The 18,564-nt window shown below is 65.4% G+C and carries 17 protein-coding genes and 1 pseudogene; 7 read left to right on the top strand and 11 right to left on the bottom strand.

Going from position 1 to position 18,564, the window contains the following annotated elements; genetic code table 11:
• Nucleotides 1-4 precede the first annotated feature (4 nt).
• From lon to EHH60_RS38810, 7 genes and pseudogenes are all read right to left on the bottom strand, one after another.
• Complete coding sequence (gene lon / locus EHH60_RS23465; protein WP_124161794.1) at nucleotides 5-2,386, bottom strand: endopeptidase La; 2,382 nt, start codon at nucleotides 2,384-2,386, stop codon at nucleotides 5-7.
• An 8-nt stretch (nucleotides 2,387-2,394) separates the two neighbouring features.
• Nucleotides 2,395-2,778 (bottom strand): Hsp20/alpha crystallin family protein, encoded by a 384-nt coding sequence (locus EHH60_RS23460; RefSeq protein WP_124161793.1) that lies wholly within the window; start codon nucleotides 2,776-2,778, stop codon nucleotides 2,395-2,397.
• 153 nt (nucleotides 2,779-2,931) lie between these two features.
• On the bottom strand, nucleotides 2,932-3,498 hold the full coding sequence (locus EHH60_RS23455; RefSeq protein ID WP_124161792.1) for a YciE/YciF ferroxidase family protein: 567 nt from the start codon (nucleotides 3,496-3,498) through the stop codon (nucleotides 2,932-2,934).
• 112 nt (nucleotides 3,499-3,610) lie between these two features.
• Nucleotides 3,611-3,817: a LapA family protein gene (locus tag EHH60_RS23450; RefSeq protein WP_124161791.1), complete on the bottom strand. Its 207-nt coding sequence runs from the start codon at nucleotides 3,815-3,817 to the stop codon at nucleotides 3,611-3,613.
• Nucleotides 3,818-3,895: 78 nt separating this feature from the next.
• Complete coding sequence (locus tag EHH60_RS23445; RefSeq protein ID WP_124161790.1) at nucleotides 3,896-5,083, bottom strand: carboxylate-amine ligase; 1,188 nt, start codon at nucleotides 5,081-5,083, stop codon at nucleotides 3,896-3,898.
• Nucleotides 5,084-5,086: 3 nt separating this feature from the next.
• Entirely contained in the window at nucleotides 5,087-5,905 is an 819-nt protein-coding gene (locus EHH60_RS23440) for a gamma-glutamyl-gamma-aminobutyrate hydrolase family protein (protein ID WP_245454570.1), read from the bottom strand.
• Nucleotides 5,906-5,911: 6 nt separating this feature from the next.
• Nucleotides 5,912-6,112, bottom strand: a pseudogene (locus tag EHH60_RS38810) (DUF3606 domain-containing protein); the annotation flags it as partial.
• 265 nt (nucleotides 6,113-6,377) lie between these two features.
• Between EHH60_RS38810 and EHH60_RS23435 the strand changes: the two are divergent.
• Entirely contained in the window at nucleotides 6,378-7,031 is a 654-nt protein-coding gene (locus tag EHH60_RS23435; protein ID WP_199751835.1) for an L-fuculose-phosphate aldolase, read from the top strand.
• Between the two features lie 13 nt (nucleotides 7,032-7,044).
• Entirely contained in the window at nucleotides 7,045-8,832 is a 1,788-nt protein-coding gene (locus EHH60_RS23430) for a chloride channel protein (protein ID WP_124161788.1), read from the top strand.
• 7 nt (nucleotides 8,833-8,839) lie between these two features.
• Here EHH60_RS23430 and EHH60_RS23425 read toward each other — a convergent pair whose 3' ends face one another.
• Nucleotides 8,840-9,091 (bottom strand): DUF2798 domain-containing protein, encoded by a 252-nt coding sequence (locus EHH60_RS23425; protein ID WP_008565736.1) that lies wholly within the window; start codon nucleotides 9,089-9,091, stop codon nucleotides 8,840-8,842.
• A 306-nt stretch (nucleotides 9,092-9,397) separates the two neighbouring features.
• Between EHH60_RS23425 and EHH60_RS23420 the strand changes: the two genes are divergently transcribed.
• Nucleotides 9,398-9,802, top strand: a complete 405-nt coding sequence (locus EHH60_RS23420; protein WP_124161787.1) for a hypothetical protein — start codon at nucleotides 9,398-9,400, stop codon at nucleotides 9,800-9,802.
• An 865-nt stretch (nucleotides 9,803-10,667) separates the two neighbouring features.
• Here the strand turns inward: EHH60_RS23420 and EHH60_RS38805 are convergent.
• On the bottom strand, nucleotides 10,668-10,844 hold the full coding sequence (locus EHH60_RS38805) for an IS3 family transposase (RefSeq protein ID WP_124161900.1): 177 nt from the start codon (nucleotides 10,842-10,844) through the stop codon (nucleotides 10,668-10,670).
• Nucleotides 10,845-11,173: 329 nt separating this feature from the next.
• Between EHH60_RS38805 and EHH60_RS23405 the strand changes: the two genes are divergently transcribed.
• From EHH60_RS23405 to uraD, 3 genes are read left to right on the top strand one after another with little or no spacing between them, the layout of a single operon-like run.
• Nucleotides 11,174-11,587: a DUF3830 family protein gene (locus EHH60_RS23405; RefSeq protein ID WP_124161786.1), complete on the top strand. Its 414-nt coding sequence runs from the start codon at nucleotides 11,174-11,176 to the stop codon at nucleotides 11,585-11,587.
• The gene (puuE, locus tag EHH60_RS23400) at nucleotides 11,588-12,523 is read left to right on the top strand and encodes an allantoinase PuuE (RefSeq protein ID WP_124161785.1); all 936 of its coding nucleotides are present in this window, start codon (nucleotides 11,588-11,590) and stop codon (nucleotides 12,521-12,523) included.
• Between the two features lie 7 nt (nucleotides 12,524-12,530).
• The gene (gene uraD, locus EHH60_RS23395) at nucleotides 12,531-13,418 is read left to right on the top strand and encodes a 2-oxo-4-hydroxy-4-carboxy-5-ureidoimidazoline decarboxylase (RefSeq protein WP_124161784.1); all 888 of its coding nucleotides are present in this window, start codon (nucleotides 12,531-12,533) and stop codon (nucleotides 13,416-13,418) included.
• A 1-nt stretch (nucleotide 13,419) separates the two neighbouring features.
• On the opposite strand, the gene EHH60_RS23390 is transcribed toward uraD, so the two are convergent.
• Entirely contained in the window at nucleotides 13,420-16,146 is a 2,727-nt protein-coding gene (locus EHH60_RS23390) for a molybdopterin-dependent oxidoreductase (RefSeq protein ID WP_124161783.1), read from the bottom strand.
• Entirely contained in the window at nucleotides 16,143-16,970 is an 828-nt protein-coding gene (locus EHH60_RS23385) for an FAD binding domain-containing protein (protein ID WP_124161899.1), read from the bottom strand. The genes EHH60_RS23390 and EHH60_RS23385 overlap by 4 nt, the downstream gene beginning before the upstream one ends.
• A gap of 146 nt (nucleotides 16,971-17,116) precedes the next feature.
• On the opposite strand from EHH60_RS23385, the gene EHH60_RS23380 reads away from it, so the two are divergent.
• Nucleotides 17,117-18,466 (top strand): 8-oxoguanine deaminase, encoded by a 1,350-nt coding sequence (locus tag EHH60_RS23380; protein ID WP_199751832.1) that lies wholly within the window; start codon nucleotides 17,117-17,119, stop codon nucleotides 18,464-18,466.
• Nucleotides 18,467-18,564 lie beyond the last annotated feature (98 nt).

Below are 18,564 nucleotides of genomic sequence, written 5' to 3'. Positions count from 1 at the left end.
GCATTCACTCCGCAGCTTCGACCTTGAACTCGGTCGGCTCGAGCGCCGCGGCGATCGCCTCGTCGACGCGCTCCAGCCAGATGAATTCAAGATCGTCCCGCGCGCTCTTCGGGATATCGTCATAATCCCGCTTGTTCCGCGCCGGCAGCATCACCCGCTTCAATCCGGCAGCAGCCGCAGCCACCACCTTTTCCTTGATGCCGCCGACCGGCAGCACCAGGCCGCGCAGCGAGATCTCGCCGGTCATCGCGGTGTCGCTGCGCACGGTGCGATTGGTGAGCAGGGACGTTAGCGCCGTGAACATCGCGACGCCGGCGCTCGGCCCGTCCTTCGGGGTTGCGCCCGCTGGGACGTGAACGTGGATGTCGCTCTTTTCGAACACTTGCGGATCGATGCCGAGCTGTGGAGCTCGGCTCTTCACCAGCGTCATCGCAGCCTGCACGCTCTCGCGCATGACGTCGCCCAGCTGGCCGGTCAGGATCAGAGCGCCCTTGCCGGGCACACGCGTCGCCTCGATGAACAGGATGTCGCCGCCGACCGGCGTCCAGGCAAGGCCGGTGGCCACGCCGGGAACGCTGGTGCGCAGTGCGATCTCGCCTTCGAAGCGCGGCTGGCCGAGCACGGTGGCGATGTCCTTCGGCGTGATCACGACCTTCGTTGCGGTGCCTTCGGCGACCTGCACCGCGGCATGGCGGAACAGCTTGCCGATCTCGCGCTCGAGATTGCGCACGCCGGCCTCGCGGGTATAGCCCTTGACCACCAGCTTCAGCGCCTCCGGCTCGATCTCAGCCTGATCGGCCGAAAGGCCATTGGCCTCGAGCTGCCGCCGCACCAGATAGCGCTGCGCGATCTCCAGCTTCTCGTCCTCGGTGTAGCCGGCGAGGCTGATCAGCTCCATGCGGTCCAGCAGCGGACCCGGGATCTGGTCCAGCATGTTGGCGGTCGCGATGAACACCACGCGCGACAGGTCGAAGGGCACGCCCAGGTAATTGTCCCGGAACGTCCCGTTCTGCTCGGGGTCGAGCACCTCCAGCATGGCGGCGGAAGGGTCGCCCTGCACGCCGCGGCCCATCTTGTCGATCTCGTCCAGCATCATGACGCAGTTGCGGCTGCCTGCCTTCTTGATGCCCTGGATGATGTTGCCGGGCAGCGCGCCGATATAGGTGCGCCGGTGGCCGCGGATCTCCGCCTCGTCATGCACGCCGCCCAGGCTGACGCGCACGAAGGGGCGATCCATCGCGCGTGCGATGGACTGGCCGAGCGAAGTCTTGCCGACGCCGGGCGGGCCGACGAAGCACAGGATCGGCGCCTTGCCTTGCGGGGCGAGCTTGCGCACCGCCAGATATTCGATGATCCGGCTCTTGATCTTCTCCAGGCCGAAATGATCCGCATCCAGGATGCGGCGCGCCTCCTTGATGTCGATCGGCTTCTCCGCAGGCAGCGCCCAGGGCAGCTCGATCAGCCAGTCGAGATAGGTGCGGACCATGCCGGCTTCGCCGGCGGCTTCCGGCATGCGCTCGTAGCGGCGCAGCTCCTTCTTGGCGTGCGCCTCCGCCTCCGGGGGCATGTTGGCCTTGGCGATCGCCGCCGTCAGCTCGGTGACCTCGGCCGCTTTGCCGTCGCCTTCGCCGAGCTGGCGCTGGATGGTCGCCATCTGCTCGCGCAGGATTGCCTCGCGTTGCCGCTCGTCGAAGGAGGCCTTGGTCTGCTGGCCGATCTCCTTGCTGATGCGCAGCACCTCCAGCCGCTCGGCCAGGTGCTTCGACACCTTCTCCACGCGCAGGGCGAGGTCGATGGTCTCCAGCACCTCCTGCTTGTCCTGCGGCTTGATGTCCATGAAGGAGGTCGCCAGATCCGCCAGCGCGCCGGGCGCGCTGGTGCCCTGGAAGACCGCGGCCAGCTCGGGCGGCGCCTGCGGCAGCAGCTCGATCGCCTCGATCGCCTGACGCTGCAGGTTCAGCGCGCGCGCCTCGATCTCGGGTGAGGTCGTGGTCGGCTCGGGGATCTGCTGGAAGCGGGCGGCCGGGAACGGCGTCCCCGGCAGGAAGTCGAGGAGGCGCGCGCGCTGCACGCCCTGGCAGACGATGTGGTTGGTGCCGTCGGGCGCGGTGATGTAGCGCACGATGTTGGCGATGGTGGCGACCCTGTAGAGGTCGTCCGGCCCGGGCTCCTCGGTCTCAGGGCTGCGTTGCAGGACGATGCCGATCGGCCGCTGCTCGCGCAGCGCCTGCTGCGCGGCGGCGATGGACTTCGCGCGGCCGATCGTGATCGGCGCGATGGCGCCGGGAAACAGCACCATCTCGCGCACGGGGATGATGATCAGCGCGTCCTCGGGGATTTTCACGTCGTTATTGGTCTGTTCGTTGTTCATCTGTTCGTTGGCCATGATCGACCTCAGGATTTGGCGAGGCGCAGTGCGACGCAGCCGTCCATCACGAAGCGGCTGATCGCGTACCGGCCGAGGGGCAATGCAATGCGGCGCTCAAAACGCCCCTGCGGCAGCTCGAGCCGATGGATGCGGGCCTTGCGAAGCTCCGGCGGGAGGGTGCGCTGACCGGAGATGACGAGAACGCCGTCATGGATGACGGTCTCGACATTGTCCGGATTGACGCCGGGAAGCGCCACCAGGATCAGGAGCTCACGCTCGGTTTCGAGCACGTCGATCGGCGGCTCCCAGCAGGCTTCCTGGCGACCGAACTGCTGGCGCAGCCGATCGGCGCGGGTCAGCGAGTCCAGGGCTTCGGAGAGCATCCAGTTGAAGGGATTTTTGGGTTGCATGATGCGGGCTCAGGGTGGGAAAGCCTGCATATGGGGCTGGTTCCGGGGAAATCCAGAGCGTGGCGCCGATGGGCCATATGCGCCGTCGTGCGTCCAGGCAAACGAACGCCGCGGCATGGACCGCGACGTTCCGTCATTGGCAGGGGATGCGGGTCAGGCCGCGGCCCGGTACTCTTCTTCCGCTTCCAGGTTGATCACGGAGGTGGCGAGTTCGGTCAGGGCGTGATCGGTCGCCTCTTCCTCGTCCAGCGTCTCCTGGAGCAGCCTTGCCGCGTCCTGCATGCCGAGCTCCTCGGCCCAGGTGCGGAGCGTGCCGTAGCGGGAGATCTCGTAATGCTCGACCGCCTGGGCGGCCGCGAGCAGTCCCGCATCCAGCGCCGGCGCTCCCTTGAACTCCTTCATGATCTCGGCGCCCTCGTCGGCAATACCGTTGATGGCCTCGCAGGGCTTGCCGCGTGCAGGCTTGCCCAGCATCTTGAAGACCTGATCCAGCCGCTTGACCTGGCCCTGGGTCTCACGCAGGTGCTTGTTGAAGGCGGCTGAGAGCTCTTTCGAGTGCGCCGCCTTCGCCATCTTGGGCAGGGTCTTGATGATCTTGTTCTCGGCGAAATAGATGTCCTTCAGCGTCGCCAGAAACAGGTCGCTGAGCATCTTCGGCGCCTGTCGCGGTCGGCGCGCCGCGGTTTTCCTGGTCGTGCGCTTCTTCGTTCGTTTAGCCATACGTCCTCCTCATGAGGTGCCACAGGAAGGCGTCGCCTTCCTCAATCCTCGGGCGATCAAGACCTGCGGAGAACGAAAGTTCCAAACTGCAACCGGCGTTCGCGGCGATTGTTCAGGTCGGGCGCTTGTAGGGGTCTTCCTGGCGCTGCCGCTCTTCCGTCGCGCGATCGAGGCGTGCCCGCTCGCCGCGGCGCAGGTGGCCGGCCTTCATCACCCCGTAGACGAGGACTCCGCCGAGCACGAACGCGCCGATGAACCAGAGCCAAAGCATCTGGGCCGACGCATGGCCCAGCAGCATGCTAACTCCGCTGTCGCTCATGATAGTCTCCACCGATGTCCATTGCGGTCATGCTGAGCTAAGTCGGCGGCCGAAACGTCGTTCCATGCGCCTGCGGCGTCAGACCGGATCCGCCAGCGGTTGCCGCGCCGGAGGCGCCTTCGGCTCGCCGCCCCGGGCGGCGAAATCACCGGCTTCGGTCGAGGTCCGCAGCCATTTCGTCACATCGCCGATCGCTTCCCGCGGCGACCGGCCGAATTTCCTCAAGCTACGGAAATATTCGAGCTGAAGATGTGCCGAAGTGCCGCGCTTGGGGATCGTCTTGAGATGCTGGATATCGTCTTCGATGCCCAGATGCGCGATGTTGGGCGCCAGCATGGCGATCACCGCCTCGAGCCAGCTTCGAAATGAAATCGGCTCGAACGACACCAGATCGATATAGGTGCCGTCGGTTCCGTAGCGCTGGGCCCGCCAGCGGTTCTCCTCGACTAGTGCGCGGTGCACGGCCGAATAGGTGGCGTTCAGATCGGGATGGTGCACCGCGTGCCGGACCAGCGCACGAAACAGGGCCGCGATCGCCACGGAGTCCGCAATGGCCGTGCAGCAGTCGGTGATGCGCAGCTCCAGGGTCGGATGCTGGAGCGAGGGCCGCAGCGCCCACCACACATAGGTGGCGTTGGGGACGATGCCCGCATCGACCAATGCCTTCACATAGGTCTCGTATTCGGCCAGGTTCCGAAACATCTCGGGAAACCCGGTCCGGGGCAGGGCGTCATTGGCGGCATTGCGATAGCCCAGCAATCCCGTGGGGTAGCCGCACCAGAACGGGGACGAGGTCGAGAGCGCCAGCAGCAGCGGCAGGAACGGCACCAGGCGGTGCATGATCTCGACGCGCAGGTCGGGCTCGGGCACCTCGACGTGGACGTGCAGCCCGCTTATCGGGTTGCCGAGGCCGACCATTCCGAGGTCGCTGATGACCTTGCTGTAGCGGCGCTTGCGCGTCATGCGCTGCTGCTGCGGTTGAGCCAGCGGGTGCGTGCCGGCCGCGACGATTCCGATCCCGTGGTCCTTGCCGACCTCGGTCAGAACCGAGCGATAATGCGCGAGCTCGGCCAGCGCATCGGCCGAAGACGTCAGCGGCGGGGTCGCCACCTCGATCTGCGATTGCAGGATTTCGGTGGTCAGCCGTTCGCCGAGTTGCTTCTGGGCCGCCGCCATGTAGGGCTTGGGCAGCTCGGATCGCGGCGCCGCGGACTGGCGGTTGACCAGGAAATACTCTTCCTCGATGCCGAAGCGGTAGCGGTGCATGGTCTACGCTGCCCCCTGCGCCTTCGCGTGCCGGCGAACCGCGTCCCCGAAGGCTGACAGAACGCGCGCCGAGGCGTGGTCGGAGCTCGCCCAATAGTCCGGATGAAAGAGGGTGCCGAGGGCAAAATCGCTCGCGCCCTCGACGCTGACGGCCTCGATCGAGCCGTCTTCAGCGACAGCCTCGGCGACGAGCCCCGGAGCCAGATCGGCGATCAGGAAGATGTGCAGCGAATTCACGGTGATGGAATCCGCGCCGCAGATCTGTTGCAGGACGCCGCCCTTGCGCAGAGTCACCTTCTGCCGCAACCGGTAGCGGGCGTCCTCGTTGTCCGCCTCGGGCGTGCCATGGCGTTGGTCCTCGGGCAAATCGTCCGGCTCCTTCGCAAGCGTGCCGCCAAAGGCGACGTTCAGCTCCTGGAGGCCGCGGCAGACGAACAGAGTGGGGATGCCCCGCGCCAGCGCCCGCGGGATCAGGCGCAGCGCGACCTCGTCGCGGAATTCATCGAACGGGCCGTCGCGCGTCTCATCGGCCATTCGCCCATAACGCGACGGATGAACATTGGTCTGCCCGCCGCCGACGAAAACACCGTCGAGGCCATCGAGATATGCATCGACATCAGATGCCGGCGCGACGGGCAGGATGCGTGGCACGGCCCCGGCGACGAGAGCGACGGCATTGACGCAGATCAGTGCAACCGAGGCGAGCTGCTCACCGCGCGCGATCATGGAATCGGAGAGAATGCCGACCTGCGGCGCGCGGCTGCGCCCCTGCCACTGCCAACGCGAGGCGCTACGCCGCCATTGCTGAAGGCCGTACGCCACGGCATCCGCTGCTCTGCCGAATTGATGAATCGCCGCCTTGAGCTCTCTGACGTTTGTCCCTAATCGAAGCGCCCAACGGCTGCAGGCAACGGGATCGTGCGGATCAATTCTGGAACGGGGCTCGTGCAATTGATTCGGCTGCTTCTGTTCGTGTATCGATGCACAGTGAAACGGCAATCGTGGGGAATGGTTGCTTTGCGATTGCACCGTTCGATCTCATTGCCTCCGCACCGGACTTAACTTTTGTTATGGCTCTCGCGCGTGCTCTGCATGCTGCTCGCCGCCTATTCCGTGCAGTTCACTCATCAACGGGGTCGCGGCGGTCCGGACCGGCCTGCTAGAGCTGCGACAATCTGTTAACCTGTTGCTATCGCGTTCGGCCGGAGTGTCACGGGATTCGGGACGCTTTCGCTTGCACTGTCATGTGGCTTTGACGTAACTCGATCCAACAAGCCCTCGACAGGAAAGCGACATGTCGATGACAGCGGACGAGCTCGCCAAGAGACAGGCCATTATCGACGCCTGCCGGCGCATGAACGCGCTCGGCATCAACCAGGGCACCTCGGGCAATATCAGCGTCCGGCATGTGGACGGGCTCCTGGTCACGCCGACCAGCGTGCCCTATGAGGCCATGCGTCCGGACCAGATCGTCTTCATGACCATGGACGGCGCCCACGCGCCCGACCAGAAGCCCTCGAGCGAGTGGCGCTTCCATCGCGACATCCTGAAGTCGCGGCCCGACGTCAATGCCGTCGTGCACGCCCATCCGACCTATTGCACCATCCTGGCGATCATGGGCATGGAGATTCCGCCGGTGCACTACATGATCGCGGCGGCCGGCGGCGACAGCATCCGCTGCGCGCCCTATGCGACGTTCGGGACGGCGGAGCTCTCCGAACATGCGGTGCGGGCGCTGGAAGGCCGGCTTGCCTGCCTGCTCGACCACCACGGCATGATCGCGATCGGTAAGACGCTGGACAAGGCGATGTGGCTCGCCGTCGAGGTCGAGACGCTGGCGCGGCAATATCACGGCTGCCTCCAGATCGGACGGCCGCCGCTGCTCTCCAGCGACGAGATCGAGCGGGTCCGCCAGCGCATGGCCGGCTACGGACTGGCGGAACGGTAGGGGCGGGCAGAGGGTGTTCGTGCGGATCAGGCATCTCGTCGATCGCAAGGGGACGAACCGTACCATGGTTCGGCTGCGCGCCCTGCTACGCAGCAACGAGTTCTACCTGATCCCGCTTGCGCTCGTGATCGGTACGCTCGCGGGCTCGGTCGTGACGTTGATGGCCCAGATTGCCCAGCTCGCGCATGTGGTAATCTACGGCATTCCCATTGATGTTCACCTCTCGGCTCACGAGAGCGTCAGCCCGTGGGCGGCGCTGATCGCACCTGCGCTCGGAGGGCTCTCGCTCGGCATCATGGAATGGTCGCGGCGGCGCATGAAGATCTCGAACGCGGTGGATCCGATCGAGGCCAATGCGCTACGCGGCGGCAATCTGTCGATGCGGGACAGCGTGGTGGTGTCGAGCCAGACGCTGATCTCCAACGGCTGCGGCGCCTCGGTCGGCCTCGAGGCCGGCTATACCCAGATCGGCTCGGGAATCGCTTCGCTGCTCGGCAAGTTCTTCAATCTTCGCCGCAACGATCTGCGCCTGATGGTCGGTTGCGGCGCGGCGGCCGCGATCGCGGCGGCGTTCGGCGCGCCGATCACCGGCGCCTTCTACGCCTGCGAGCTGATCGTCGGCGTCTATTCGGTCGGCAGCGCCGCGCCGATCCTGGCGGCCTCGCTGGCGGGCGCCCTGACCGCGCAATGGCTGGGCGGTGCACCCTATTCGCTGGAGATCCCGAAGGTCAGCGCCGTCGGCGTCGAGCAGTATCTGGCACTGATCGGGCTCGCCCTCGTCACCAGCGGCGTCGGCATCGCCGTGATGCGCTCCTCGCCGATGTTCGAGCGCCTGTTCGCCTGGATGCCGGTCTGGCTGCGTCCGGTGATCGGCGGCCTCATCGTCGGCGGCTTCGCGATCATCACGCCGCAAGTGCTGGCAGCCGGCCACGGCGCCATGGTGCTCGATCTCTTTCACGAGATGACGATCGGCCTGATCGCGCTGGTCATCGCCTTGAAGGTGACGGCCTGCCTGATCTCGCTCGCCTCGGGCTTCCGCGGCGGCCTGTTCTTCGCCTCGCTGTTCGTCGGCAGCCTGATCGGAAAGTTCTTTGCCGCGGTGCTGCTGCTCATCAGCCCGAACTTCGCGATCGATCCGCTGGTCGCGATGCTGACGGGCATGGCGACGCTCGGTGTCGCCATCGTCGGCGGCCCCCTGACGATGTCGTTCCTCGTGCTCGAGATGACCCGCAATGTCGACGTCACCGCCGTGGTGCTCGCCGGCTGCATCGTCACCTCGATCTGCGTCCGCTTCATGTTCGGCCACTCCTTCTCGACCTGGCGGCTGCATCTGCGCGGCGAGACCATCCGCAGCGCCAACGACGTTGGCTGGCTGCGCAATCTCACGGTCGAGCGGCTGATGCGCTCCGACGTCGGTAAGGTGCCCTCGACCACGACGATCGCTGCGGTCCGCCGCGAGTTCGCGCTGGGCTCGCGGCCCGGAATCGTGATCGTCAACAATGCGGACGAATATGTCGGGCTGGTCATGCTGCCTGACCTGTTCTCCAACGATCTCGACAGCATCGCCGACGACATCCAGGTGATCGAGCTTGCCCGCCTGATCGACATCGTGCTGATCCCGGAAATGAACGTGAAATCGGCGATGGCGGTGTTCGACGAGGCCGAGGCCGAGATGCTGGCCGTGGTCGATTCCACCGACAGCCGCAAGGTTGTCGGCTTCCTCACCGAGAGCTTCGCCCGTCGCCGCTACGTCGAGGAGATCGACAAGGCGACGAGGGGCGTGCTTGGGGCGCTCTCGTAAGGATCGGCTATCGGCCGGGTGGCGCCGCGACGAGGCAGGCCACGATCCGGCGGACGAGTGGCAGGACCATGAGCAGCGTCGGAAACGCGACGAGCCAGGACAGCGCCCAGGCGCCTGGCCAGGTCGCCAGGAAGGCCGGCGTTGCGCCGAGGCTTCGCAGCGTCGATATGACCGAGACCACCGCCGTCATGAGAATGGACAGCACGAACGGCATGACGATCGGCGCATAGCGCGCCGGCAGTTTGCGAACCGCAATCATCTGACTTCTTTCGAGGAAAAGGACGCGTCGATCACGTTGAACCCTGGAAATGGCATCGATCCCGACGACGTCGGTTGATGCGTTGGTTCACGTGAAACGCTTACGGCGACCGAGAAACGGCGCGGCTGTTCATTAACCGCTCAGGTTGAATGGTTCAAGCTGGACCTGATCGTTCGGTTTACAATTGTTCAAAGCGTGGCAGATCGCCGCGATCATGAAACCATTTCAATGGTTTGCGCGTGTTGTAGACTGTTTGCTTGCGTACGTTTTGGGCGAGAACAGAGGAAGATGCAGAGGAAGATCAAGATGAGTGATGGACCGACGATTTCCGCAGCCGGCCGCAACGCGGTCCTGGCTGCGTTTGCAGGCATGGCATTGCTCGCTACCTCGGTGTCGCCCTCGGCTGCGGCATCCTCCGGTCCGGCCCGGGCGGTGTCCCCAAAGGCTGCCGCGGCAGGTCAGGCCTCCGCCGACGTCACCGATTTCAGCGCAGCCCGTCGTCGTCACTACCATCGACGCGGACCGAGTGCAGCAGGCCTCGCCTTCATGGGCGCGGCGGCGGGCATCATCGGAGGGGTGATCGCCGAGCAGCGACGTCGCGACTACTACGAGAACCGCTATTATTATGGGCCAGGTCCCTATTACGGCGGCCCCGGCTACTACGGCGGCGGTCCTTATTATGGCGCGCCGCACTATTACCAGCCTTATTAGGCGGGCGTTTTCGCCCTGATCCGCGGAAGGCGTTTTCCGGATTCGCGAGGGGCGGTGCCTTGGCACCGCCCCTCTTCGTTGCTCGCGGGCAGCCGTCGTCCGCGCTGTTTCGCTGGCCTGTCAATCGCCTTCCTCGAAAATATTCCACTTTACCGAAATTCGGATTTGTCGTATGTGTCGCTCATCCCGGCTCATTCTTGAGGGGCGATCGTGTGGTCGTCATGTTCGCGAGCCGGGCTTGCGGTGGACGCGGCAGCGTCGTGCACGAGAGGTGAAGGGCGGGGCGGATTGCTCTCCGTGAGCCCGGAACGGCGTGCGGACGAGCGGCGCTGTCAGGTTCGTCTCGCCTGTAAGTTTCCAGCCCCGTCGACAGGGCTGGGAAAACTGCGGCGAAATGGCGGGCCGCGCGTACGGCAAAACCGTGTGGTCCTGGCCGTCGTTGCTACGGTCAAGCTCTTGCGGAGGCGGCACTCGCGTCAACCGGCGCGGAGGCCGGTGAATTTCGCGAGAGCGAGGGAGGCCAGAACGAACTCGGCTCCCGGGAGAGCGCGGCATAAGCCGTCCGACCATCGCGCAGGGAAGGCCGAGTGATCGGCACCACCTGTATGCTGCTGTGCGGTCTCTTTGCGCTACATTTTCGCGCAGCGGACCGCGGGTGCGTTGTCAGCACCCGGCCTTCCCTGTGCCCTCTTGGCTCAAGAGGGTGAGCGACGAAGCAAAACTCGGGCGAATTCCGCAGCGAGAACGCGAGTGCATGTCCGCAGCCACATCCACCGTCATTGCGAGGAGCGTAGCGACGAAGCAATCCAGAATCCCTCCGCGGAAAGACTCTGGATTGCTTCGCGTCGCTCGCAATTGTCGATGTTCAATAATTCGCTGATTGGATTGCGGTGGTCTTGGTTGCTGCAAAAGCCTTGGGAGTTTGTCCTGCCAAGGCCTGATGAGGTCTGTGGTCGTTGTAGTAGACGAGGTACTCGAACAGTTCGCTGGCAAAGTGATCGAGGTTGTCGAAGGTCGCGCCTTCGATGACGTCATCATCCAGCGTGCGCTAAACTCCACTCTCGTGCCCCGGACGCAGCGCAGCGTCCCTTCGACGGTGCGCTGCAGAGCCGGACCCCATATTACGGCATCGTGCCGCGTGGCCCCTCGGGCGCGGCCAATTATTCGGCAATTCCGCCGGCGGCGCCGGTGGACTTGCCCGCCACAATCCGCTTCAATGAACCGGTTGAGTTTTCAGGCGGCAAGGGTGTCGAAACATCTTCTGGTCCCGGCGCTGCCCGGCTTCACCCCACCACTTGCGTGAAACGGTCGGGAATGCTCTTTGCTTGAAAGTTATCCGTGGGGCCACCGGCCCCGATCCAGAGAGATGAGATGAGCAAACTCGTTATCAGCGCCGGCGATTTCACCTTCGATGCCCGCTTCGAAGAGCAATTGGCGCCCAAGACCGTCGCCGCGTTCCGCAAGGCACTGCCGTTCGAAAGCCACATCATCCATGTGCGCTGGAGCGGTGAGGGTGTATGGATGCCGCTCGGCGACCTCGATTTCGGCGTCGGTTACGAGAACCACACCTCCTATCCCGCGCCCGGCCAGATCATCCTTTACCCGGGCGGCATCAGCGAGACCGAGATCCTGCTGGCGTATGGCGGCGTGCATTTCGCGAGCAAGATGGGCCAGCTCGCCGGCAACCATTTCATCACGCTGACCTCGGGCCTGGAGAATCTGGCGACGTTGGGCATGAGCGTGCTGTGGAAGGGCGCGCTGCCGATCCGCTTCGAGGAAGTCTGAGTGACTGAGCCCCGCTACCCGCGCGATCTCCGCGGTTACGGCCGCAACCCGCCCCATCCGCAATGGCCCGGCAACGCGCGGATCGCGGTGCAGTTCGTCGTCAACTTCGAGGAAGGCGGCGAGAACAACATCCTGCACGGCGACCGCGCCTCGGAAGCATTTCTGTCCGACGTGCTCGGTGCGCAGCCCTGGCCGGGCCAGCGCCACGCCAACATCGAATCGATGTTCGAATATGGCTCGCGCGCCGGCTTCTGGCGGCTGTGGCGGATGTTCACCGCGCGCAACTGGCCGACCACCGTGTTCGGCGTCGCCACCGCGCTCAAGCGCAATCCCGAGATTGTCGCGGCGATGAAGGAGGCAGGCTGGGACATCGCGAGCCACAGTCTGAAGTGGATCGAGCACAAGGACATGACGGAGGCGCAGGAGCGCGCCGAGATCGCGGAAGCGATCCGCGTCCACCTCGAGGCGACCGGCTCGCGGCCGCTCGGCTGGTACACCGGGCGCTCCTCGATCAACACCAACCGGCTGCTGATGGAGGAGGGCGGTTTCCTCTATCTCTGCGACTCCTATGCCGACGATCTGCCCTATTGGGTGAAGGGTCCCGGCGGCAAGCAGCTCGTCATTCCCTATACGCTGGACGCCAACGACATGCGCTTCATCAACCCGCAAGGGTTCGCGGAAGGCGAGCAGTTCTTCACGTATCTGAAAGACGCTTTCGACGTGCTCTACGCCGAAGGCGAGACCGCGCCGAAGATGATGTCAGTCGGCCTGCACTGCCGCCTTGCCGGCCGGCCCGGCCGCGCGGCGGGGCTGATGCGCTTCCTCGACCATATCAGCGAGCATGAGCGCGTCTGGGTGCCGACGCGGTTGCAGATCGCGCAACACTGGCACGACAAGCACGCCCATCTCGCCACCGACGCGTTCGAGATCGGGTGAGAGGACGATGTCGCAGATCTCGCTCGCCGATCTCAACGCCGCAAGCAAGGCCGATTTCGTCGCGGCGCTCGCCAATGTCGTCGAATATTCGCCATGGATCGCCGAGCAGCTCGCGGCAAAGCGGCCGTTTGCCGGCATCAATCAGCTGCACGCCGCGCTGATGGCGGCGATCCAGAGCGCCGAGCCCGATGTTCAGTTGGCGCTGATCCGGGCGCATCCCGATCTCGCCAACAAGACGCAGCGCGCCGCCGGCCTCACCGCGGAATCGACCGACGAGCAGAACAGCGCCGGCCTCGACCGGTTGTCGGAGGCCGAATATGCGGCGTTCGAGCGTGCCAACAACGCCTATCGCCACAAGTTCGGTTTCCCCTATATCGTCTGCGTGCGTCGTCACACCAGGGATTCCGTGCTGCGCGACTTCGAGACGAGACTGCTCAATATCGCCAAGACCGAGACGCGACGTGCGATCGAGGAAATTGGCCGCATCTCCGCGCTGCGGCTGGATCAGCTCGTCATTGCCGGCGACAGGCTGAAGGTACACGGCCGGCTCTCGACCCATGTGCTGGACAATCACATTGGCAAACCCGCGCCGGGCGTTCCGATCGAGCTCGTCGAGCTCGCGAGCCTTGGCGAGAGCCGCGTCATCGCTCGCGCGGTGACCAATGCGGACGGCCGCACCGACCAGCCGCTGATCGGCGGTCGCCCGCTGCCGATCGGCCGCTACGAGCTCAGATTCGGCGTCGCCAAATATTACGCCGAGCGCAACGTGCCGCTGTCGGACCCGCCATTCCTCGACGAGATCCCGTTGCGTTTCGCGATCAGCGAGCCGGAAAGCCACTATCACGTGCCGCTGCTGGTCACGCCCTGGAGCTATTCGACCTATCGCGGCAGCTAGTCTAGCTGCCGAACTTCTCGTGCAGCGCCGGAAACAGCCGATCCGGCTTGAACGGTGGCGCGGTGAAGCGGATGCCGGTAGCATCCGCGATCGCGTTGCCGAGTGCGGCAGCGACCGGATTGTACGGGCTCTCGCTCATCGACTTGGCGCCCAGCGGTCCGATCGTGTCGGACGTCTCGGCGAAGAACACCTCCGTGCGCGGAACATCGGCGAAGGAGGGCAGGTGGTAGTCGCGGAATTTCGGGTTGACGACGCGGCCGTTCGCATCGATCACCATCTCCTCGTAGAGCGCGGCGCCGAGCGCCTGCGCCACGCCGCCTTCAACCTGACCGCGGCACTGCATGGGATTGGCGACGACGCCCGCGTCCGCGGCGTGCACGCTCCTGAGTATCCTGAGCTCGCCGGTGCCCTTGTTCACCGCGACGCGAAAGCCCTGCACGTTGAACCCGACCGATCGCGGGGTGCCGCCGGAAGTGCCGGTGCCCGCGAACGGCTGTCCGCGCTCGCGTGCGAGCTTCGCCAGCTCCGTAAAAGGCATGCGGCGGACGCCGCTGACGACGGTGTCCCCATCGAGCACGCAGGTGTCCACATCGCACAGCCAGGCGCTGGCGGCGGCTACCCTCAGCTTGGTCGCAAGCTGCATGGCTGCCGCATGCGTCGCCTTGCCCGCGACGAAGGTGCCGGCGCTGCCATAGGCGCCGGTGTCGTGGCCGCCATGAGCGGTGTCGGACTGGCGCAGATGGATTCTCTCGACGGTCGTCGCCAGCGTGGTCGCCGCGATCTGGCGATGCACGGTGCTGGTGCCGTTGCCGAACTCGGCCGTGCCGACGGTGAGGTCGAAGCCGCCGTCGTCGTTGAGCGCGATCGTTGCATCCGCGAAGTGGCCGGCCGGCGGCACGGTGTCGATCATGGTCAGCGCGATGCCGTCGCCGATCAGCCAATCCGGCGACAGCTCCGGCTGCGGGCCATCGGCCTGCATCGCGCGCTCGACCAGATCGAGGCACTGGTCGAGCCCATAGGAGCCGTAGAGCACGTCGTGATATTCGGACGGCGGCGGCGACAGCATGGGATCGCCAGGCCTCACGATATTGCGTCGGCGCATGTCGTAGGGATCGATGCCGAGTTGCCTGGCCAGCTCGTCGATCGCGGCCTCCACCGCGATCAGTGTCTGCGGCAGGCCATAGCCGCGAAACGCGCCCGCCGGCACCGTGTTGGTGTAGACGGCGACGCCGTCCACACGCTTGTTCGGGCAGTTGTAGACGGCGATGGATTCGGCCAGTGCGTGGAACATCACAGGACCGGCATGATTGCCGTAGGCCCCGGTGTTGGAGAGCACGTCGAACTGGAGCGCGGTGAGCTTGCCGTCGGCATCGGCGCCGGCTTTGATGTGGACCCGCATCGGATGCCGCGTCGAGGTCGCGATGAACTGCTCCTCGCGGGTGAGCTCCAGCTTCACAGGCCGCCCGGTCTTGAGCGCGGCAAGCGCCAGAATGTCCTCGACGAACATCTCCTGCTTGCCGCCGAAGCCGCCGCCGACGCGCTCGCAGAACACGCGGACCTTGTCCATGGGAAGCCCAAAGATGTCCGACAGCGCGCGCCGGGTCAGGAATGGGACCTGCGTCGAAGTGCGGACATTGAGCACGCCTGCGTCATCGAGCCAGGCGAGGCCGCCATGCGTCTCCAGTGCCGCATGCTGTACACGGTGACTGTGGAAAGTAGCCTCGTAGGTCACAGCGGACGTGGCGAGCGCGGCCGCGACATCGCCGAACTCGCCATGCGTTTCCGCCACCAGGTTGCGCTGAGCGTCGGCCACACGGTTCGCCCTGGTGCGCTCGGGATGAATGATCGGCGCACCCGGCGCCATCGCCAGCTCCGGATCGATCAACGCCGGCAGAATCTCGTAACTGACTTTCAGCCTGCGGCATGCCTCCTCGGCAGCGCCTTCGGTCTCGGCGACGACGGCGGCGACCTTTTGGCCGATGAAGCGCACGACCTCGTCGAGAACGCGGGTGTCCTCGGGGTCCATCCAGTCCATCTCGTGCCGCGCGGTCGAGATCAGGACGGACGGCGCATCCTCATGCGTCAGCACGGCATGCACACCGGGAACGCGAAGGGCTTCCGACCGGTCGATCGCGACGATCCTGGCGTGAGCATGCGGCGAACGCAGCAGCTTGACGTGCAGCAGTCCGTCGATTCCGGTGTCGAAAGTGTAGCGTGCCTTGCCGCGCACGATATCGGGACCCGCCGGCGCCGGCAGGCTGCGGCCGAACGCGGCGCCGGCCGCGACGCTCGCCTCGACATTGGTCGTGCCGAGGATCGCATCCTCGATCGAACGATAACCGGTGCAGCGGCAGATATTGCCCTTCAGCGCTGCGCCGAGATCGGTCCGCTGGGCCTGATTCAGCGCGGCGCAGGTCAGGATCATGCCGGCGGTGCAGAAGCCGCATTGGAAGCCCTGCGCATCGAGGAAAGCCTGCTGCATCGGATGCCTGCCATGATCTCTGCCAAGACCTTCAATGGTGGTGACGGCGTGTCCCTCGGCACGGAACGCCGGGATCAGGCAGCTGTGCACCGGCTCCCCGTCGAGCAGCACGGTGCAGGCGCCGCAATCGCCGGCGTCGCAGCCCTTTTTGACCCCGAAATGGCCGAGCTCGCGCAGGAACGTGCGCAGGCATTGCCCGGCGCGTGGCCCCTGAGAAAATGCCTTGCCGTTGACCTCGAAGCTCATGGCCACATCGCTCCCAGGAGTTCGCGGCGAATTTCCTCGGCGAGCCGCAGCGTCATGTGCTTGCGCCAGAGTGGCGCGCCATGGATGTCGGCGTGGTACAGATCGTCGGTGATCTGCTGCATGAGCGCGGTGCGGAGTGTGCTCGCGTCCGGGGCTTTGCGAAGGCGTAGCTGGACCGGCCGCACCGTCGACGCGGTGACTGTGAGTGTCAGCGCATCATCGGCTTCGAGACTGCCGATCAGCAGCGCCGCCGAGCGGCCGACCGGCGCCAGCGAGATCTGGCGGAATGCCGTGCGGCGCTTCAGTGCGGCGGTCGGGATATCGATCTGCCGGAGAAGGTCGCCTGGGGTCAGGCGATTGCGCTGGTTGCCGGTGACGAATTCGGCGACGGAAAGCCTCTGTTCACCGCCGCTAGCCTTCCAGATTGTGCAGATGCCGTCGAGCGCGGCGGTGAGCGAGATCATCGGTCCCGCCGGCAGCGACATACAGAGGTTGCCGCCGACGGTCGCGGTCTTCCAGACCTTGAACGAAGCAAGGAAGGCGCGGCAGCACTGGTTGATCAGCGGCGCTGCGAGCCAATCGGATGGGCAGACTAGTCCATCGAGCTCTGCGATTGTGCAGGTGGCGGCGATGCTGAGGTGGCCGTCGGTAAGTGTCAGCGCCGGCCATTTCAGACCGGTGAGATCGATCAGTCGTGTCAGATGCGTTTGCGGCTCCGAGAACAGCCAGGTGCCGCCCGCAAGCCAAGCATCACCTGCCGTCCAAACGGGTAGCTGCGCGCGCGTTTGCGGATGTGCAACCGCTGTGATGGTATTCAAGTCCATGGCCGCGCCAACGCTTCCGCGGGTGAATCGTCCAGGCGAAAGTGTTGCAAGACCGGAGCCAAGTGGCAACAACAAGTCGGAGCAAGCACGTAGTCGGCCTCCACCCTGCAGGCCTGCCGCCGGCGAATGTGAGGAGAAGCAGGATCATGAGTGACGCAAGTCCGATCTGGATCAGGGATCCCCTGGCCATCCTCGCCGACGGTGCCGAGCGCGGAATCGTGGTGAAGGACGGTCGGATCGTCGAGCTCGTGCCGGCCGGTGGTGTGCCCGCGACCGCGGATGTCGCGGCGTTCGATGCGGGCGAACACGTCGTGTTGCCGGGCCTGATCAATACTCATCATCATTTCTACCAGACGCTGACGCGGGCGCTGCCGGCCGCGATGGACCGCGAGCTGTTCCCCTGGCTTCAGGCGCTCTATCCGGTGTGGGCGAGGCTGACGCCCGAGGCGCTCGAACTCGGCGTCACCGTGGCGATGTCCGAGCTGCTGCTCTCCGGCTGCACCACCACGACCGATCACCATTATGTGTTCCCGGCCGGGCTCGAAGACGCCGTCGATATCGAGGTGGCGGTGGCGAAGCGTCTCGGTGTGCGGGTGTTGCTCACGCGCGGCTCGATGAACCTGTCGCAGCGCGACGGCGGCCTGCCACCCGATAGCGTCGTGCAGGACGAGGACACCATTCTCGCTGACAGCGCGCGCGTGGTCGCAAAACATCACCAGCGCGGCGCGGATGCGATGGTGCAGATCGCGCTTGCTCCCTGTTCGCCGTTCTCGGTGACGACGTCGCTGATGCGCGCGACGGCCGATCTCGCCGGCAAGCTCGGCCTGCGCCTGCACACCCATCTGGCCGAGACCAAGGACGAGAACAAATTCTGCCAGCAGATGTATGGCTGCCGTCCGCTCGACTATCTCGAGCAATGCGGCTGGCTCAATGCGCGAACCTGGCTCGCCCATGGAATCTTTTTCAACGAAGACGAGATCAAGCGGCTCGGCAAGGCGAAGACGACCATCAGCCATTGCGCGTGCAGCAACCAGCTGCTGGCGTCCGGCTGCTGTCCCGTCTGCGAGATGGAGGAGGCCGGCGTCGGGATCGGGATCGGCGTCGACGGCTCGGCGTCGAACGATGGCTCAAACCTGATGCAGGAGGTTCGCGCCGCCTTCCTGCTGCAACGGGCGCGCTACGGGGTAGCGAAAGTCAGCCACAAGGATGCGCTGCGCTGGGCGACCAAGGGCTCGGCGGCCTGTGTCGGGCGGCCTGAACTCGGTGAGATCGCCGTCGGTAGGGCTGCCGATCTCGCTCTGTTCAGGCTCGACGAGCTGCGCTTTTCCGGCCACGGCGATCCGCTGGCTGCCCTGGTGCTGTGCGGGGCTCATCGGGCAGACCGGGTGATGGTGGCCGGAAAATGGACGGTGATCGACGGCGCGATTCCAGGCCTCGACGTGGCAGACCTCATCCGCCGCCACGGTTCCGCGGCGCGGGCCATGCGGGCGGGATAAGTCGGGCGAAATGGAAAGAGGGGGCAGCCACAAGTGCCGGGTGCTTCTGGCCACCCCCTCCGAACCTCCTCCGGAAGGAGCAGGTGAATTGGGGAATG

The sequence above is a fragment of the Bradyrhizobium sp. RP6 genome (genome assembly GCF_003837805.1).
Lineage (GTDB): Bacteria > Pseudomonadota > Alphaproteobacteria > Rhizobiales > Xanthobacteraceae > Bradyrhizobium.
The sequence above is the reverse complement of the archived record's forward strand: the minus strand, read 5'-3'. Positions and strand labels throughout refer to the sequence as shown.

Bases quoted from the DNA above. Each gene is read 5' to 3' on its own strand.
- EHH60_RS23435 (WP_199751835.1), top strand. From the start codon at position 6,378: ATGTCGATGACAGCGGACGAGCTCGCCAAGAGACAGGCCATTATCGAC.
- EHH60_RS23450 (WP_124161791.1), bottom strand. From the start codon at position 3,817: ATGAGCGACAGCGGAGTTAGCATGCTGCTGGGCCATGCGTCGGCCCAG.
- EHH60_RS23385 (WP_124161899.1), bottom strand. From the start codon at position 16,970: ATGGACTTGAATACCATCACAGCGGTTGCACATCCGCAAACGCGCGCG.
- EHH60_RS23460 (WP_124161793.1), bottom strand. From the start codon at position 2,778: ATGCAACCCAAAAATCCCTTCAACTGGATGCTCTCCGAAGCCCTGGAC.
- EHH60_RS23405 (WP_124161786.1), top strand. From the start codon at position 11,174: ATGAGCAAACTCGTTATCAGCGCCGGCGATTTCACCTTCGATGCCCGC.
- EHH60_RS23425 (WP_008565736.1), bottom strand. From the start codon at position 9,091: ATGATTGCGGTTCGCAAACTGCCGGCGCGCTATGCGCCGATCGTCATG.
- lon (WP_124161794.1), bottom strand. From the start codon at position 2,386: ATGGCCAACGAACAGATGAACAACGAACAGACCAATAACGACGTGAAA.
- EHH60_RS23445 (WP_124161790.1), bottom strand. From the start codon at position 5,083: ATGCACCGCTACCGCTTCGGCATCGAGGAAGAGTATTTCCTGGTCAAC.
- EHH60_RS23420 (WP_124161787.1), top strand. From the start codon at position 9,398: ATGAGTGATGGACCGACGATTTCCGCAGCCGGCCGCAACGCGGTCCTG.
- uraD (WP_124161784.1), top strand. From the start codon at position 12,531: ATGTCGCAGATCTCGCTCGCCGATCTCAACGCCGCAAGCAAGGCCGAT.
- EHH60_RS23390 (WP_124161783.1), bottom strand. From the start codon at position 16,146: ATGAGCTTCGAGGTCAACGGCAAGGCATTTTCTCAGGGGCCACGCGCC.
- EHH60_RS23380 (WP_199751832.1), top strand. From the start codon at position 17,117: ATGAGTGACGCAAGTCCGATCTGGATCAGGGATCCCCTGGCCATCCTC.
- EHH60_RS23455 (WP_124161792.1), bottom strand. From the start codon at position 3,498: ATGGCTAAACGAACGAAGAAGCGCACGACCAGGAAAACCGCGGCGCGC.